The sequence below is a fragment of the Uniformispora flossi genome, from assembly GCF_049534875.1.
Classification (GTDB): Bacteria; Actinomycetota; Actinomycetes; order Streptomycetales; family Streptomycetaceae; genus Yinghuangia; species Yinghuangia aomiensis.
In genome coordinates, this window is sequence record NZ_JBMULZ010000005.1 from 320,948 (window position 1) to 336,256 (window position 15,309).

Here is a 15,309-nt window from a genome sequence, read left to right on the forward strand (position 1 = left end):
CGCCGGGCCCCGCCACGGGACCGGCGCCGAGGGGAGACGGTACGGCACCCGCACGTCCGTTACCCGGCCCGTGTCCCCACGGTCACCCGGGTCCGCGTGCACACCGCGGCGACCACCGCCGCCAACAGCGGCACCACCAGCAAGGCGAGCCCCATTTCGGCCCACGGGACGACCAGCGGAACATCGGGGCGGCTGATCCCGAACGCGCCGTCGCCGGACATGTCGAAGGCGTCCGCGGCGGCTTTCGCGGTGCGCCAGCGCAGCGCCGCCGCCGGCAGCAGCCCCACCGCCAGGCCGAGCACGGTGCCCACGAGGGCGATCACCCAGCTCTGCGCGGCCGACAGCGCCCGGCGCACCCGCGGCGGCGCGCCGACCGCGCCCAGCGTGGCCAAGTCGCGCCGCCCGTCGGCCAAGGCCAGTCCGGTGGCGACGCCCGCCGCGCCGAGGGCGACGACGACGGTGGCCGCGGCGAGGAGCAGGAGCTGGGTGCTCGGACGCCCCTGGTAGCCGCGTTCGACGTCGAAGTAGACGCCCGTGACGACGCCGTCGAGTTGGGCCCGGGCCCGCTGCTCGTCGGCTTCCGACGGCATGCTCACGGTGTCGAAGAGGATGCCGATGTCGCCGGGCGGCACGCCGATGGCACGGGCGGCTTCCTCGCCGAGCACCGCGAGCGCGGGGATGTCCTCCGCCGGTGCCACGTAGCGCGCCGGAATGGCGACCAGGCGCGGCGCCGGCTCGGCGGGGGGCGGTGCCGCGGCGGACACGGTGGACACGGTGGTGGGGGACGCGGTGTCCTGCGGCGTCAGGGTCCGCACCGCGACGGTCACCATGCCGTCCTTGACGTAGCGCCGGTCGAAGACCACCGCGCCGGTGCGCAGCGCGTCCGCGATCTCCGGACCGGTGCTGCCCGTGATCCGGCGCACGGTCTCGGGGTCACCGACCGGGAGCCCGAAGATCGAGGGCCGATTCTCCGCCTGGCAGCGCGGATCGGTGCGGGCGGTACGGGCGGCTTCGATCGCCCCCGGGCCCGACAGATCGTCGAGCGGGCAGCGGAGTTCGGCCGGCAACTGCAGGGAGACGGTCAGGCACCCGGAGTTCGGCGCGCACACGTCGCGGTAGCCGCGTACCAGGCCCGGTCCGGAGACCGGCAGCGACGCGGCCAGGATGTCCGCCGCCTGGCGCAGGCCCCGGCCGTTCTCGTACCCGTTCGTGGCCAGCACTTGGCCCTGCCGGGCCTGGGCACGGTAGTCCGCGCGCGCATCGTGGTCGGTGCTCGCCCAGTACGCCGTCACCGACGTCGCCCCGGCCAGCGCCGCCATCACCGCCGCCACGGCAGGCGCGGTCCGCGGCCGGTTCCGGGCCGCGTCGCGCAGCGCCAGGCGCGGCGTCAGCGGCAGAACGCGGCCGCACCGCGCGGCCAGGCCGAGCAGCGCCGGGCAGCAGGCGATCACCCCGAGTTCGGCCACCACACAGCCGGTCAGCAAAACGGTGTCGTCGGCGGCGACCTTCGCCCCGTAGTACGCCACCGCCACCCCGGCCGCGCCCAGCAGCACGCCCGCGACCGGCAGCACCCGCGAACCGCGCCGCACACCGCGGCGGCCGGTCAGCGACGCCGCGACGCTCTCCCGCGACGCCAGCACCGCGGGAATCGCCGCGGACACCAGCCCGATCGCCATGCCGAGCGCGGCGATCCCGGCGAGTTCGAGCGGGCGCACGTCGAAGTGGCCGAGTTCCTTGCCGGAGAACGACGAGAACCACCCGCGCGCGAACCACGCCGCCGCCGATCCCAGCCCGGTGCCCAGGACACCCGCGACCCCGCCGAGCACCGCGCCGTCCGCCAGGACGATCGTCCGGATGTGCCGCCGGTCGCCGCCGACCACCGCAACCAGCCCGAAGTCCCGGCGCCGCCGCCGCGCGCCCACCGCGAACGCGGGGCCCGCGAGCAGCACGACCTCCAGCAGCGCCATGCCGACCACCACGACGCCGACCGCGATCTGCATGTCGGACAACGCCCGGAAGTCCGCGCCGCCCTCCCGCAGGTACGGCACCTCGTCGTCCGGTGGGGGATGCTCGGCAACGGCGCGCGACAGCACGACGATGCCCCGGTCGTTCAACGCCCGCACCCGGTCCCAGGTGTACGCCCCGTCCGGCGCGTCGACGAGGAACTTCCGCTCCGTCGGACGCCCTTGTCCGGCCATCGCGTCCAGGACGCCGGCCGCGGGCAGGGCGAACACCTGCCGGGCGTCGAGGTGGTCGGGCAGCTTCACCGTCCCGACGATGCGGAACACCCTGCCGGTGTTGTACTCGGTGAGCGTCCCGCCGATCTTCAACCCGCCCGCGCGCAGCAGCCGGTCGGTGACGGCGACTTCGTCGGCGGCTCGCGGCGCCCGGCCGCCGGTCGGCACGGCGATGCCGTGCGCGATCGGCGCGTCGTAGTCGAACTCGCGCCAATCCGCACCCGCCAGGCCGAAGCCGGTGCGGATGGTGGTCCGGGCGACGGTGTCCGTCAGGACCGCGGCACCCGGCGGCAGCACCGACCGGACGTCCGTCCTCGGCTGCGGCTGCGCCGCCGGGCCGAGGTCGCCGCGGAGCACGAACCGGCCGTCGTCGACCGGGTCCTGCGCGATCGGCAGGTCCGACACCGGCTCGGTCAGCCGCGCGTCGGCCCGGCCGATCTGCCGCGCCAACCGCTCGCCGGTGTCCAACTGCTGGCTGCGGTACGTGACGTCCGCCGCGCTCGCGCCGAACACCGGCAGCGCGACCATCAGCACGATCAGCAGGCTGCGGCCCTTCGCCCGCCAGGCCTCGCGCCGGGCGATCCGCAGGGCGGCCCGCCACCCGCGTCCGGTCACCGCGGGCCGTCCCGGGTGAGCAGCGACTCGGCGGCGTCGGTCCGGCCGGTGTCGTCGACCAGGCGGCCGTCGCGCAGGAACACGATGCGGTCGGCCCACGCGGCATGCCGGGCCTCGTGTGTCACGAGCACCGCCGCCGCCCCCGCGTCGCACCGGGCGCGGAGCACGCGGAGCACGGCTTCGCCGGTCGCCGAGTCCAGCGCGCCGGTCGGTTCGTCGGCGAGCACCAGGCGGCGTTCGCCGACCAGCGCCCGGGCGATCGCGACGCGCTGCTGCTGGCCGCCCGACATGTCGTCGGGGAACCGCTCGGCGAGGTCGTCGACGCCGATCTCGGCCAGCGCGTCGCGCGCGGCGGACCGGGCCTTGCGCACGGGCCTACCGTCGAGTTCGAGCGGCAGCGCGACGTTCTCCAGCGCGGTCAGCGCCGGGATCAGGTTGAGGTCCTGGAACACATAGCCGACGCTGCGCCGCCGCAGCGCGGCCTGCTTGCGGCGCGGCAGCCGGCTGATGTCCGTGCCCTCGACGAGGACTTCGCCGGTGGTCGGGGCGTCCAAGCCGCCCGCAAGCAGCAGCATGGTCGACTTGCCGGACCCGGAGGGGCCCATGACGGCCAGGAGTTCACCGGGCGCGACGGCCAAGTCGACGCCGCGGAGACTCTCCACCCGGGTCTCGCCCTTGCCGTACGTCCGCCCGAGGCCGCGCAGCTCCAGCACCGGCGCGGCGGCCTTGTCCGGGTGCGCGGCTATGGCACCGGCGGGGCTCATCGCGGGCTCCGGCGCAGCCGCGGACGGCGCGCGGCGGGGGTGTCCGTGGCCTCGGGAGTGCGCGTGGGAGCGGGGGCGGCGGCCGGCGGCGCGGCGACGGGCGCACGCATGTCGCGGCGGGCCAGCCGGGATTCGCAGTGGTCGAGCCACCGCACCTCGGCTTCGGCCTGGAACACCAGCGATTCCAGGACGAGTTGCCAGGCCAGGTCGTCGTCCGCGGCGCGGGCCTTGAGCCGCGTGTAGTCCTGCAGGGCGCGCAGGGTGTGCGCGCGCTGGGACTGCACGACGGCGGCGACGTCGACGCCGGGCACGGTGACCGCCATGGCGAGCTTGATGGCGAGTTCGTCGCGGGGGCGGTCGCCGCGCGCGACCGGGGCGTCGAACCACTCCTGGAGTTCCCGGCGGCCTTCGTCGGTGATCCGGTAGAAGACGTGGCCTTCGCCGTCTTCGCCGTCGGGGGCGACGAGGCCGTCCCGGTCGAGGCGGCCCAGTGTCGTGTAGACCTGGCCGACGTTGAGCGGCCAGGTCGATCCGGTGCGTGCCTCGAACTCGGCGCGCAATTGGTAGCCGTAGCGAGGGCCCTGGTCGAGGAGCGCCAGCAGACCGTGCTTGATAGACATACTCGGTATGTGTATACCGAGTATTCCCCGTTGGCAAGGCGGTGCGGGCGCCGGCATCGGCGCGTCAAGGACGGGAAGGGGGCCGCGCGGTGGTTTCGACTACCGGGGGTGCGGCGCGGGTGTCCGGGTCAGACGCAGACGACGTCGAGCGAGATTCGCTGGGTCTGCGCGTACATGACCGGCTGGAGGATGCGCAGTTGCACGGTGCCCTGGATCCGGGCGCCGCTGTACTTGACGCCGACCGGCCACGGTATTTGCAGGCTCTGCTGGCGCGGCCCCGAACCGGTGAACTGCAGCAGGTCCGGCGGCCAGGCGCGCGAGCCGTCGAACACCCACTGGTAGACGACGGCGCCTTGGCCGCCGTCGGCCAGGATCGTGGCGGCGATCACGACCTCGTCGCGGCCGGCGCACCGCACGTACGAGCCGGCCGCGTGGTCGCTGGTGAGCAGCACGCTGACCACCCGCAGCCGCGGCGCGACCGGCGTGCCCGAATCGGTCCCGTTGTCCTGGCCCTGGCTGTTGCCGCCCTGCGGGGCAGCGGGTGGGTCGGTGCGCACGCTCTGCGGCGTGTTCTGCCCGGTGCCGGGGTCTCCGGGTGTGGCGGCACGCGTGCCGGCGGGCGGATCGGCCGCGTGCGGCGACGTCTGCGGGTCGGCCGGCGTGGCCGTGGGACCGGGCGCCGGGGCGGACGGCGGCACGCCGGTTGCCGCGGACGGTGTCGGCACGCCGTGTTCGTCGGCGGGGAGCTGCGGGGGGATGCCGACGGGTTCGGAGGGCGCGGCATGCTCGGCGGTCCCGTTCGTGCCGTACAGGTTGACCAAGACCAGCACCCCGACCATGAGCAGGGCGATGACGACCGGGCCGGCCGGGACGCGCCGGATGAAGGCGCGGATAGTGCGCATCCGGCCTCCCTTCCCGCCCGGTTCGGAGTCCGCCCCCGTGCCGGCCGGGGGGCGCGTCCCAGCCGTGGGCTGGGGGAGGCGGCACTGCCGGAAACTATCGCGAATCCGGTCGTGCCGTCAGCGATGTCCAATGTTGTGTGACGGGTTGTGCAGCGGACTGTGACACAGGGATCGCCGGCGCATGACCGACCTGACGAGAGTGCACCGTCCGGCCCCGTGACACCAGTCACCCGCGGGGAATCCCGCAAGATCTCCACGAGCCGGGCCCCGCACACCGCGCGCCGAGGCGGCGGCGGACCGGTTGTCCACAGGCTGGGGACAGACGTCAGCGTCGGCTGCGCCGGGCGTGCCGGACGGCACCGAGCCCGACCAGCAGGCAGGCCAGGCCCACGACGGTCAGCGCCAGCACGCCGTTCGGCCCGGTCTGCGGCAGCCCGGCCGAGGGGGGATCCGCGGCGAGGGGCGCCGAGGCCGCCGGACCGAGCGCGGCGGGCGGCCCGGCGGCGGGCGGCCCAGCGGCGGGCGGCGGGCCGTTGGCCGACGGGGAGTTCGGCGGCGGGGAGTGGGCCGGAGGGGCGCCGGTCGGCGGCGGAGCGGCCGGGCCGGCCGCGGCCGGCGGGTCGACGATGTACCAGGCCACCACCCGGCCGCCCTGCCGGACCGCCACGACGTCGGCGCGCGGCCCGGGAGCGATTTCCAGGCCCGCGCCGCGCAGCGCGGCGATGCCGTCGGGGCCGCCGGCCAGTACGAGTTCGTGGTCGACGGTGAGCGCGGGGACGCCCGACTCGTCCACCACCGCGCGGATGCCGAGTGGGGCGACCCGGGCCAGCAGCGCGTCGCGTTCCGCCGCGCTCGGTTCGCCGCCCGGCCCGGAGCGCGCCGGAAGCCGGTGCGCGGGATCGCCGGGGTCGCCCGGCACGATCGACGGGTGCGGGTTGGGATCGGGCCGCAGCACGGGGATTCCTGCGAGCCCGGTCCGGGGCGCAGCCTCGGCGGGTCCCGGCGAAGGCTCCGGGGAGGCACCCGCAGCCGCCGGGACGACCAACGCCACCAGGACCAGGCAAGCCGCGGCCCTGCGGATCCGCTTCGTCACGGCGACCTTCCCCAGTGCTCGCGAGTCGGCAGGAGCCGACACCACCAGTCGGACCGGTGTAGTTCGCAGCCTAGGAAAAGCGGACTATCTGTTCAATTACCGACATTCCGATCAGACCAAATGATCAGTGTTGTTCAGCAGTGGTCACGGGGCCGGAGACCGGGTGGCCGCGTGGCCGCGCTCCCGAGTGGCCGAGCAACCGAGTGGCCGAGGAGCCCACGCGGCCCTCGGCCACCCGGGAGCGCGGTCGCCTAGGGGGCCGCGGTCCCCGGGGGCGTCGTGCCCGGCTCCTCGCCCACGGACAGCACCACCTTGCCGACGTGCCCGCTGCTCTCCAGCAGCCGGTGCGCGTCCGCGGCCTCCCGCATCGGCATGATCCGGTCCACGACCGGCCGTACCCGACCCGCGGCGATCAGCGGCCACACGTGCTCGCGGACCGCCGCGACGATCGCCGCCTTCTCGGCGAGCGGCCGGGACCGCAGCGCCGTCGCGGCCACCGCGGCCCGCTTGTTCAGCAGCGCGCTCAGGTCGATCTCCGCCTTGCGGCCGCCCTGCATGCCGATGATCACCAGACGTCCGTTGACGGCCAGCGCGTCGATATTGCGGGCCAGGTACTTCGCACCCATGTTGTCCAGGATCACGTCCACGCCCGCCCCGCCGGTCTCCTCCGCGATGCGCGCGACGAAGTCCTCGGTGCGGTAGTCGATCGCCACGTCGGCGCCCAGCTCGCGGCACACCGCCGCCTTCTCCGGGCTGCCCACCGTCGTGAACACCCGCGCGCCGACCGCCTTGGCGAGTTGGATGGCCATCGTGCCGATGCCGCCCGCGCCGCCGTGCACGAGGAACGACTCGCCCGGCCGCAGGTGCGCGACCATGAACACGTTCGACCACACCGTCGTCGCCACCTCGGGCAGCGCGGCGCTCTCCACCAGGCCGATCCCGCGCGGCACCGGCAGCAGTTGGCCGACCGGGACGCGCACGTACTCGGCGTAGCCGCCGCCCGCGAGCAGCGCGCACACCTCGTCGCCGACCGCCCAGCCGGACACCCCCGGGCCGAGCCGCGCGATCCGCCCGGACACCTCCAGACCCGGGTACGGCGACGCGCCGGGCGGCGGCGGATAGAAGCCCTGACGCTGCATCAGGTCGGCCCGGTTCACTGCCCCGGCCGCCACCTCGACGAGCACCTCGCCGGCCGCGGGCTCCTCGTCGGGCACCTCGGTCCAGGTCAGCACCTCGGGGCCGCCGGGGGCGTTGATGGTGATCGCGTACAACGGTTCCGCTCCTCGTTCGACGTTCGATTCGTGCGCGCCGCGGTGGGCCCGTCCGCCCGGTTCAGGACACCGGCGACGGATGCGCCCGCGGACCCATCGGGTCCGGGCGGCGCGGGCCGCTGCGGATGACGACCAAGCGGTCCCCCGTCGCCAGCTTCGACGCCTCCGGGTCGTCGTGGCGCAGCATGCGGTGCCCCCGGATCACCGCGACCACCAGGTCGCGGCAGTCGGCGGGTGACTTCCCGGTCTCCCGCTTGTCCACCGGCCGCTCGATCAGGTCCATGCCCGAGCCGTAGTGCAGCAGGTCCTCGACGACCTCGCCGACGTTCGGGCTCAGCATCGAGACACCCAGCAGGCGGCCCGCGGCGCTCGCGGTGGTGACCACCGAGTCGGCGCCGCTCTGCCGGATCAGCGGGGAGTTCTCGTCCTCGCGGACCGCGACCACGATCCACGCCCGCCGGTTGATCTGCCGCGCGGTCAGGGTGACCAGCGCGGCGGTGTCGTCGCGGTTCGCCGACACGATCAGGTTGCGGGCCCGCTCGAACTCGGCCCGGCGCAGCACGTCGGCGCGCGTCGCGTCGCCGGCCACCGCGACCAGCCCGTCCTGCATGGCGGCCGCGACGGCTTCGGCGTCCGGGTCGACGACCACGATGCGGTCGCGCGGCACGCCCTGCGCGACGAGCGTGCTGATCGCGCTGTAGCCGGTGGTGCCGTAGCCGACGACGACGGTGTGGTCTCGCAACGTGGACCTCCAGCGGGAGAGCCGCCACTGCTCCCGCGTCCGTTCGGTGAGGACTTCCAGGGTGGTGCCGACCAGGATGATCAGGAAGACCACGCGCAGCGGGGTGATGAGCACGATGTTCATCAGCCGCGCGGAGTCGCTGGCCGGGATGACGTCGCCGTAGCCGGTCGTGGACAGCGTCACGGTGGCGTAGTAGACGGCGTCCAGGAACGACAGGTGGCCGTCGACGCTGTCGCGGTAGCCGTCCCGTTCGATCCACACCAGGAGCACCGTGACGGCGAGCACCAGCAGCGCGAGGGCGAACCGCCGCACGACCTGCTTGAGCGGCCCCGGCTTGCGGCGCGGGATCCCGATCTCGGCGGCGCCCGGGAACCCGTTGTCGGGGTCCGGCTCGGCCGGGCGCGGCAGGGGCCGGGCGAGCGCCCCCATCGGCCCCCGCCGGTCCGACGGCTGCTCGTCGGGCGTGCGGACGGTTTTCACCGCGGCACCCGCAGCACTTCCGCCCGCTCGCCCGCCCGCAGCCCGCCCGGCGGCACGACGGCCATGCCGTCCGCGACGGCCAGGCCGCGCAGCATCGCGGGCCCGGAGAAGTGCAGCGGCGTGTCGCCGGACACCGGCACCAGCCGGGTGTCCCGCGGATGCCCGGTGACCGCCTGCGCGATCCGGATCCGGCGCGGACGCGGCTCGGGGCGGCCGGACAGCCGGCGCAGCAGCGGCACGGTCAGCGTCAGCATCCCGGACACCGCGGCGAGCGGGTTGCCGGGCAGCGCGACGAGGAACCGGCCGCTGCCGGGCCGCGGCCCGGGCAGGTGGGCGAGCACCATCGGATGGCCGGGGCGCACCGCGACGCCGTCGACGAGGAGTTCGGCGCCCAGGTCGCGCAGCAGCGGATGGATGTGGTCGACGGGGCCGCCGGCCGTGCCGCCGGTCGTGATGACCACGTCGGCCTGCGAGCTTTCGACCGCGCGGCGGAGCGCGGCCAGGTCGTCGCCGAGCCGGCGGACGCGCCGCAGGTCCGCGCCGAGGGTGCGCAGCCACGGGGTGAGCAGCGGCCCGAGCGCGTCCCGGATCCGGCCGTCGCGCGGCGGACCGGAGTCGAGGAGTTCGTCGCCGAGCACGAGGACTTCGACGCGGGGCCGGTCGACGACGACGAGCTCGTCGTAGCCGGCCGCGGCGGCCAGGCCGGTGACGGCCGGGTTGACCACGGTGCCGGCCGGCAGCAGATCGTCGCCGCTGCGGCACTCCTGGCCCTGCGGGCGGATGTCGCCGCCCTGCTGGACGTCGCCGAAGAGCAACGATTCGTCGACCTTGGCGCGTTCGCTGCGCAGGACGCCGGTGGCGCCGCGCGGCAGCCGGGCGCCGGTGGCGATCTCCACGGCGTCGCCGTCCCGCAGCGTGCCGACCGCGTCGGCGTCGTCGCCGGCCAGCAGGCGGCCGCGGATCCGCCACGGGCCGGGGCCGGCAACCGCCCAGCCGTCCATCGCGGAGGTGTCGAACGGCGGCAGGTCGGTGAGCGCGGTCACCGGGCGGGCGAGGACGTGGTCGCGCGCGTGGTGCAGGGTCCGGGAGACCGCGGGGAGCGGCCGACCGGCGGCCCGGGCGCGGGCGCGGGCGTCGGGCCACGGCAGATCGTGGTGTGCGGTCATGGGGCGGCGGTTCCCCCCGTGTCCGCCCCGCCGGACGCGGCGTCGGGGCGTTCGTACGCGGCAGCGAGCGCCTCGGCCTTGCGCAGCGCGTCGGCGACCGCCGCGGATCCGCCGCCCGCTTGCGCGGCGGCGTACCCGACGAGGAACGCCGTGAGCGGCGCGGCGGGCCGCACGACGTTGTGCGCGGCCACCTTGGTCATGTCGAGCAGCGCCGCGATGTCGACGTCCAGCTCGATCCCGAGTTCGGCCTTGACGGCCTCGATCCAGTCCTCCAGCACGTTTTCCATCCTCCCCGAGGTTGCCCTGGCCGCGCGTACTTGAGGCCAGGTGTCGCAGTCGAACGCAGCACGTCCGGGATCGGCCATCCGGGCCGCGCGGAGCCCCGCCCACACCCGCCGCAGCGGCGCACCGTCGGGATCGCCCACGGCCGCGACGGCGTTTCGCAGGGCACCGGTGCGGTAGACCGCGAGCAGAGGCTGGTCGCGTCCGGTGGAGTCGGTGAGGAGGACCGCGTCGGCGGCAGGGTGTCCCGAAATGTCCGGCGGGTCGCTCAGCGCGGCGACCAGACGCTCCGTCACCTCGCGGGTGACGAACGGCAGATCGGCGGCCAGCAGCAGCGTCACCGGCGCGGACACCGCGGCCAGGCCCGCGGCGAGCGCGGCCACCGGCCCCCCTCCGGGCGGGTCCTCGCGGACCCACGTCACCGGGGCGGCGGTCGGGCGCTCCGGGCCGACCACGACGGTCCGGTGGGCCCCGGCGCACGCCGCGACGGCGTGGTCCAGCAGCGTCGCCCCTCCGACGAGCAGCCCCGGCTTGTCCCGACCGCCGAGCCGCCGCGCGGCACCGCCCGCGAGGATCACCGCGTCGAACGCGGCCCCGGGCCCGTTTCCCGCTCCCGCGGTTTCGCCGTCCGCCATCCCTCACACCCCGCTCGGCGGCAGCTCCGAGGCCGGGACGTGCTGCACGATCCAGGTGTGCATGGCGATCGCCGCTGCCGCGCCCGCGTTGATCGACCGGGTCGAGCCGAACTGGGCGATCGAGCAGACCGTCTGCGACGCCGCCCAGGCGGCCTCGCTCAGGCCCGGGCCTTCCTGGCCGAACAGCAGGACGCAGCGGCGCGGCAGCTCCGTCGTCTCCAGCGGCACCGCGCCCGGCAGGTTGTCGATGCCGACGACCGGCAGGCCCTCGGCGGCCGCCCACGCGGCGAACTCCTCGGCCGTCGCGTGGTGCCGCACGTGCTGGTACCGGTCGGTCACCATCGCGCCGCGCCGGTTCCACCGCCGCCGTCCGACGATGTGCACCTCGCGGGCCAGGAACGCGTTGGCGGTCCGCACCACCGACCCGATGTTCATGTCGTGCTGCCAGTTCTCGACCGCGACGTGGAACTCGTGGCGTCGTGTGTCCAGGTCCGCGACGATCGCCTCGCGCGTCCAGTACCGGTAGCCGTCGACGACGTTCCGCCGGTCCCCCTCGGCGAGCAGCTCCGGGTCGTAGCGCGGGTCGTCCGGCCACGGCAGCGGGTGCGGGCCCACACCGACGACCCGGTCGTCCCGGTCCTCCCGGTCGTCCTCCCGGTCGCCGGCCCGGTCCGGGTCGTCCTCGAGGCGGGCATCGAGGTCGGCGGCGGGTTCGGCGGCGGGGACGTGGCTCACCCGTCGAGAGTACGCGGACGCCGCCGAGGCATCCGGGCCCGGACCGCCAGCAGGAACGCGGTGGGCAGGAACACGGCGTCGCCGAGCGCCATCGACGCGGAGAACGCGGGCAGCCCCAGCAGCACCGCGATCGCCAGGTGCATGCCCATGAGCAGCGCGATCGCCGCGTACTTGGCGCGCTTGGCGAACACCAGGAACGCGAAGCCGACCTGGGTGAACACCGTGATGTACGCGATCAGCGTCCCCAGTTCCGGGCCGCCGTCGGCGAGCCCGGACAGCCACGGCCACGGACGGAAGTACTCGATGTTGAGCGCGTAGTGCATCGCGGTGCCGTCCTGCCAGCGGCTGCCCTGCACCTTGTAGAGCCCGGCGGCGCCGTAGACGATGCACACCTGCGCGGCGACGACGGCCATCGCGCAGTGGTGCATCGCGGTGACCACACCCGTGCGCAGCTGCTCGAGGCCGAGCGGCAGCCGCCACATCCCGCCGAGCACCACGGCCGCGCCGAGCAGCGACACCCACCACGGGAGCAGCAGGCCCGCCGCGACGACCGCGCACAGGCCCACGAACACGCCGGTTTCCTGGCCGGGCCCGGGCGACCGGGTCCGGCCGGTGCGGCGCGCCCGGCGCGCGTCCAGCGACCACACCCGTCCGCACGCGGTGAACGCCAGGTAGAAGGACATCAGCAGCAGGACGGTGTCGCCGCCGTCGGTCATCAGCAGCGACCGGCTGTTGAACGACACCACCATCACGCAGAACAGCACCGACGTGGCCCGCGTGTGCCAGCCGGCCACGAACAGTGCGGTGACGACGACGGCGAGCGCGTACATCAGCTCGAACCACCAGCGGTCGTCGCGCACCAGCAGGATGCTGACGCCGTCGATGCCGTCGAGCAGGCGCCGCGCCATGTCCGGGGTCCACGGCGACTGGTCGCCCCAGATCTCGCGCCGGTTGAGGAACTCGCGCAGCAGACCGACCAGGAACACCGTGCCGAAGCCGATCCGCAGCAGCGCCGCCTGGTGCAGGCCGCGGGTCCGCCCGGTGAGGCGGTCGAGGAAGCCGACGAGGGCGTCGGCGGCGCGCAGGTCGAGGGACTTCGCGGCGGGCGGCTTGGCGACCGGCGCGTGCTCCGGAGCGGGCGGCGGTGCCGGTGTGCCGGGTGCCGTCACCGTGGCCGTGCCGGCATCGGCGGCCGACCCGGCGGGTCCGGCGGACTCGGCTGCGGAATCAACGGAAGTCATCGGGCCTCGTCTCCCACCAGCCCAGTTCGCGGATGCTCGGCCCGGAGGCGCCCGCCCCCGGCTCCGGAATCGCCGTCGACACGCTGCGGACCTGCACGGCGACCACGCCGTCGGCGCGGCCTTCCTGCCGGAGGCGGTGCACCACGATGCTCCGCAGGTAGTCCTCGGCGAGTCCGGCCTGCCCGGACGACGGGGTCTCGTCGTTGTTGTGCGATCCCGTGTAGAAGTCCCAGGCGCGGCGCAGCATGTTCTGGTCCGCCTTGCTGGGGAACGGATTGCCGCGGATGTGGTCGATGTCGTCGCCGGTCAGGTCGATCCACGGGGTCTCGGTCACGCTGCCGTCCGCCGCGCGCACCTGGGCGCGGGCGTTGACGCGGATGTTGACGTTGAGCGGGTTCGGCGCGAACAGCCGCCAGTTCTGTTCGAACAGCGGGTAGATCCACGAGTCCGTCGCCCCCGCGTACTTGCGGGATGCGCGGCTCTCGGGCGCCACATGCAGGGTGACGAACAGCAGGTGGAGGCCCACTCCGACGATCAGCAGCATCGCGACGACCGCGGCCGCCAACTGCACGCGCGGCGACCGCGCGGCGGGGTCCTCCAAGTCGACGCCGTAGTCCACCGCCGGGGTGCGCGGGGCACGGGGTTTGGGGACGGCGGGGTGGCCGGTCACGGTGTCCTGGTCCGGCATGGCCCTCCCCGTACGTGGTCGTCGGCAGCCGCACGCTACCGGCTGCGCGCCGCGGACGGACAGCATTCCGCGGCGCGGCACCCCGCGTCACCCCCGCATCACCCGACGGAGGTCACAAGTCCAACTCGCCGGCCCGTCCGTGCGCCGCGTACACCCCCAGCAGCCCGTCGCGCGCCGCGGCGTCGAACGGCCGGTAGGCCGCGCCGCGCTCCGGCGTCCACCACACCGGATCCTCGGTACGGAAGCCCTCGCGCCGCAGCCCGACCTTGTTGACCTTGCTCGTCGCCGTCACCGGGATCCGCTCGGTGACGCGCACGAACCGCGGCGCCATCTTCGTCCCCAGGTCGCTCTGCGCGCCGAGGAACGCCTCGAACTCCGCCGGGTCGAACGTGCTTCCGGGACGGATCTGCACCGCCGCCATGACTTGGTCGCCCGACACCGGATCCGGCACCCCGTACACCACGACCGCCTCGATCGGGTCGAACCGGGACAGGATCGACTCGATGGTGACGACGGACAGGTTCTCGCTGTCGACCCGCAGCTTGTCGTCGGCACGCGCCGCGAAGTACAGGTAGCCTGCGTCGTCGCGGTAGAAGTGGTCGCCCGTCCAGTACTGCCCGTTCCGGGTGCGGGCGGCGTTGGCGTCGTCGTTGCGCCAGTAGCCCTCGAAGCCGTTGCGCCCGAGGTTGACGAGTTCGCCGATCGCCTCGTCGCCGTTCAGCAGCCGCCCGGACGCGTCGAAGACCGCGCGCGGGCACTCCTTCCCGGTCTCCGGGTCCAGCAGCGCGGCGTTCTCCGGGCACGGGCCGACCGCGCGGTCCGGGGTGCCGGGCCGCCAGTTGACGTTCATGCCGCCCTCGGAACTGCCGTAGCCCTCGGTCAGCTTCACCCCGAAGCGCTTCTCGAAGCGGAGCATGTCGACGGTGCCCGCCTCGGTGCCGAAGCCGGCGCGCAGCGGGTTGTCGGCGTCGTCGGGCTGCTCGGGGGTGGCCAGGATGTAGGAGACCGCGCGTCCCACGTAGGTGAAGTAGGTCGCCTGGAACTTGCGCACGTCCTCGAGGAACCCGGACGCGGAGAACTTCCGGCGCAGCGCCACCGCGCCGCCCGCGCGCAGCGCCGGCGACCAGTTCGCCATCAGCGCGTTGCCGTGGAACATCGGCATGCAGATGTAGTTGACGCTGTCCCGGTCGAAGCCGAACTGCTCGGTGAGCACGCTCCCCGCCCCGGCCAGGCGGCCCTGGGAGCAGATGACGCCCTTGGGGGCGCCGGTCGAGCCGGAGGTGAAGACGATGAGGAGCCGGGTGTCCGGGGTGACGTCGTCGGCGGGCAGGTCGGCGTCCGCATACGGGGCGAGGATGCCGTCGTACTCCGGGTCGTCGACGACCAGCAGCCGCTCTTTCGGGATGCCCAGGTCGAGCCCGTCGAGGAGCGGCAGGTGGGCGCGCTCGGTGACCACGAACGAGCAGTCGGCGTGCGCGATGTCGCGGGCCAGCTCGGCGCCGCGGCGGGTCGAGTTCACTCCGACGAGGGTGCCGCCGGCCAGGGCGATGCCTTCCAGCCACATCGGGAACTCGGGCACGTTGTCGAGCAGGACCCCGACGTGCGGGGCGGCGGCGGCGGGCAGCCGGTCGGCGATCAGGGCGGCTCGGGCCGCCGCGGCGCGGGCCACCTCGTGGTGCGTCCAGGTCCGGTCCTCGAACATGAGCCCGACGCGATGGTCTCCGACCTGTTTGTGGACCAGCTCGGTGATGGTGACCATGTTGTGCTCCCTCGGCCGATTCCTGATACACCGTCAGATGCATTCTGTTTGCATCATTGACACTGTCAACCGATAGTGC

Annotated in this window: 13 protein-coding genes; all 13 read right to left on the bottom strand. The window is 74.6% G+C overall.

Annotated elements, in window-relative coordinates; all coding sequences use genetic code 11:
* Positions 1-59 precede the first annotated feature (59 nt).
* On the bottom strand, positions 60-2,852 hold the full coding sequence (locus ACPA54_RS14095) for an FtsX-like permease family protein (protein WP_423529499.1): 2,793 nt from the start codon (positions 2,850-2,852) through the stop codon (positions 60-62).
* The gene (locus tag ACPA54_RS14100; protein ID WP_423529501.1) at positions 2,849-3,616 is read right to left on the bottom strand and encodes an ABC transporter ATP-binding protein; all 768 of its coding nucleotides are present in this window, start codon (positions 3,614-3,616) and stop codon (positions 2,849-2,851) included. The genes ACPA54_RS14095 and ACPA54_RS14100 overlap by 4 nt, the downstream gene beginning before the upstream one ends.
* Positions 3,613-4,236, bottom strand: coding sequence for a PadR family transcriptional regulator (locus ACPA54_RS14105; RefSeq protein ID WP_423529503.1), 624 nt, complete (start codon positions 4,234-4,236; stop codon positions 3,613-3,615). Before ACPA54_RS14105 ends, ACPA54_RS14100 begins: the two co-directional genes overlap by 4 nt.
* A 128-nt stretch (positions 4,237-4,364) precedes the next feature.
* Positions 4,365-5,138, bottom strand: a complete 774-nt coding sequence (locus ACPA54_RS14110; RefSeq protein ID WP_423529505.1) for a hypothetical protein — start codon at positions 5,136-5,138, stop codon at positions 4,365-4,367.
* Between the two features lie 325 nt (positions 5,139-5,463).
* Positions 5,464-6,231 carry an LPXTG cell wall anchor domain-containing protein gene (locus ACPA54_RS14115; protein WP_423529507.1) on the bottom strand — a complete coding sequence of 256 codons (768 nt, stop codon included), beginning with the start codon at positions 6,229-6,231 and terminating at the stop codon, positions 5,464-5,466.
* A 251-nt stretch (positions 6,232-6,482) separates the two neighbouring features.
* Entirely contained in the window at positions 6,483-7,502 is a 1,020-nt protein-coding gene (locus tag ACPA54_RS14120) for an NAD(P)H-quinone oxidoreductase (RefSeq protein ID WP_423529509.1), read from the bottom strand.
* A 61-nt stretch (positions 7,503-7,563) separates the two neighbouring features.
* The gene (locus ACPA54_RS14125; protein ID WP_423529511.1) at positions 7,564-8,724 is read right to left on the bottom strand and encodes a potassium channel family protein; all 1,161 of its coding nucleotides are present in this window, start codon (positions 8,722-8,724) and stop codon (positions 7,564-7,566) included.
* Positions 8,721-9,890: a molybdopterin molybdotransferase MoeA gene (locus ACPA54_RS14130; RefSeq protein WP_423529513.1), complete on the bottom strand. Its 1,170-nt coding sequence runs from the start codon at positions 9,888-9,890 to the stop codon at positions 8,721-8,723. The genes ACPA54_RS14125 and ACPA54_RS14130 overlap by 4 nt, the downstream gene beginning before the upstream one ends.
* Entirely contained in the window at positions 9,887-10,807 is a 921-nt protein-coding gene (locus tag ACPA54_RS14135; protein ID WP_423529515.1) for an NTP transferase domain-containing protein, read from the bottom strand. The genes ACPA54_RS14130 and ACPA54_RS14135 overlap by 4 nt, the downstream gene beginning before the upstream one ends.
* 3 nt (positions 10,808-10,810) lie before the next feature.
* Positions 10,811-11,542, bottom strand: coding sequence for a TrmH family RNA methyltransferase (locus ACPA54_RS14140; protein WP_423529517.1), 732 nt, complete (start codon positions 11,540-11,542; stop codon positions 10,811-10,813).
* Positions 11,539-12,783 (bottom strand): HTTM domain-containing protein, encoded by a 1,245-nt coding sequence (locus tag ACPA54_RS14145; RefSeq protein ID WP_423529519.1) that lies wholly within the window; start codon positions 12,781-12,783, stop codon positions 11,539-11,541. The genes ACPA54_RS14140 and ACPA54_RS14145 overlap by 4 nt, the downstream gene beginning before the upstream one ends.
* Positions 12,770-13,471 carry a DUF5819 family protein gene (locus tag ACPA54_RS14150; protein ID WP_423529522.1) on the bottom strand — a complete coding sequence of 234 codons (702 nt, stop codon included), beginning with the start codon at positions 13,469-13,471 and terminating at the stop codon, positions 12,770-12,772. The genes ACPA54_RS14145 and ACPA54_RS14150 overlap by 14 nt, the downstream gene beginning before the upstream one ends.
* A 112-nt stretch (positions 13,472-13,583) precedes the next feature.
* The gene (locus tag ACPA54_RS14155; RefSeq protein WP_423529524.1) at positions 13,584-15,230 is read right to left on the bottom strand and encodes an AMP-binding protein; all 1,647 of its coding nucleotides are present in this window, start codon (positions 15,228-15,230) and stop codon (positions 13,584-13,586) included.
* Positions 15,231-15,309: the final 79 nt, after the last annotated feature.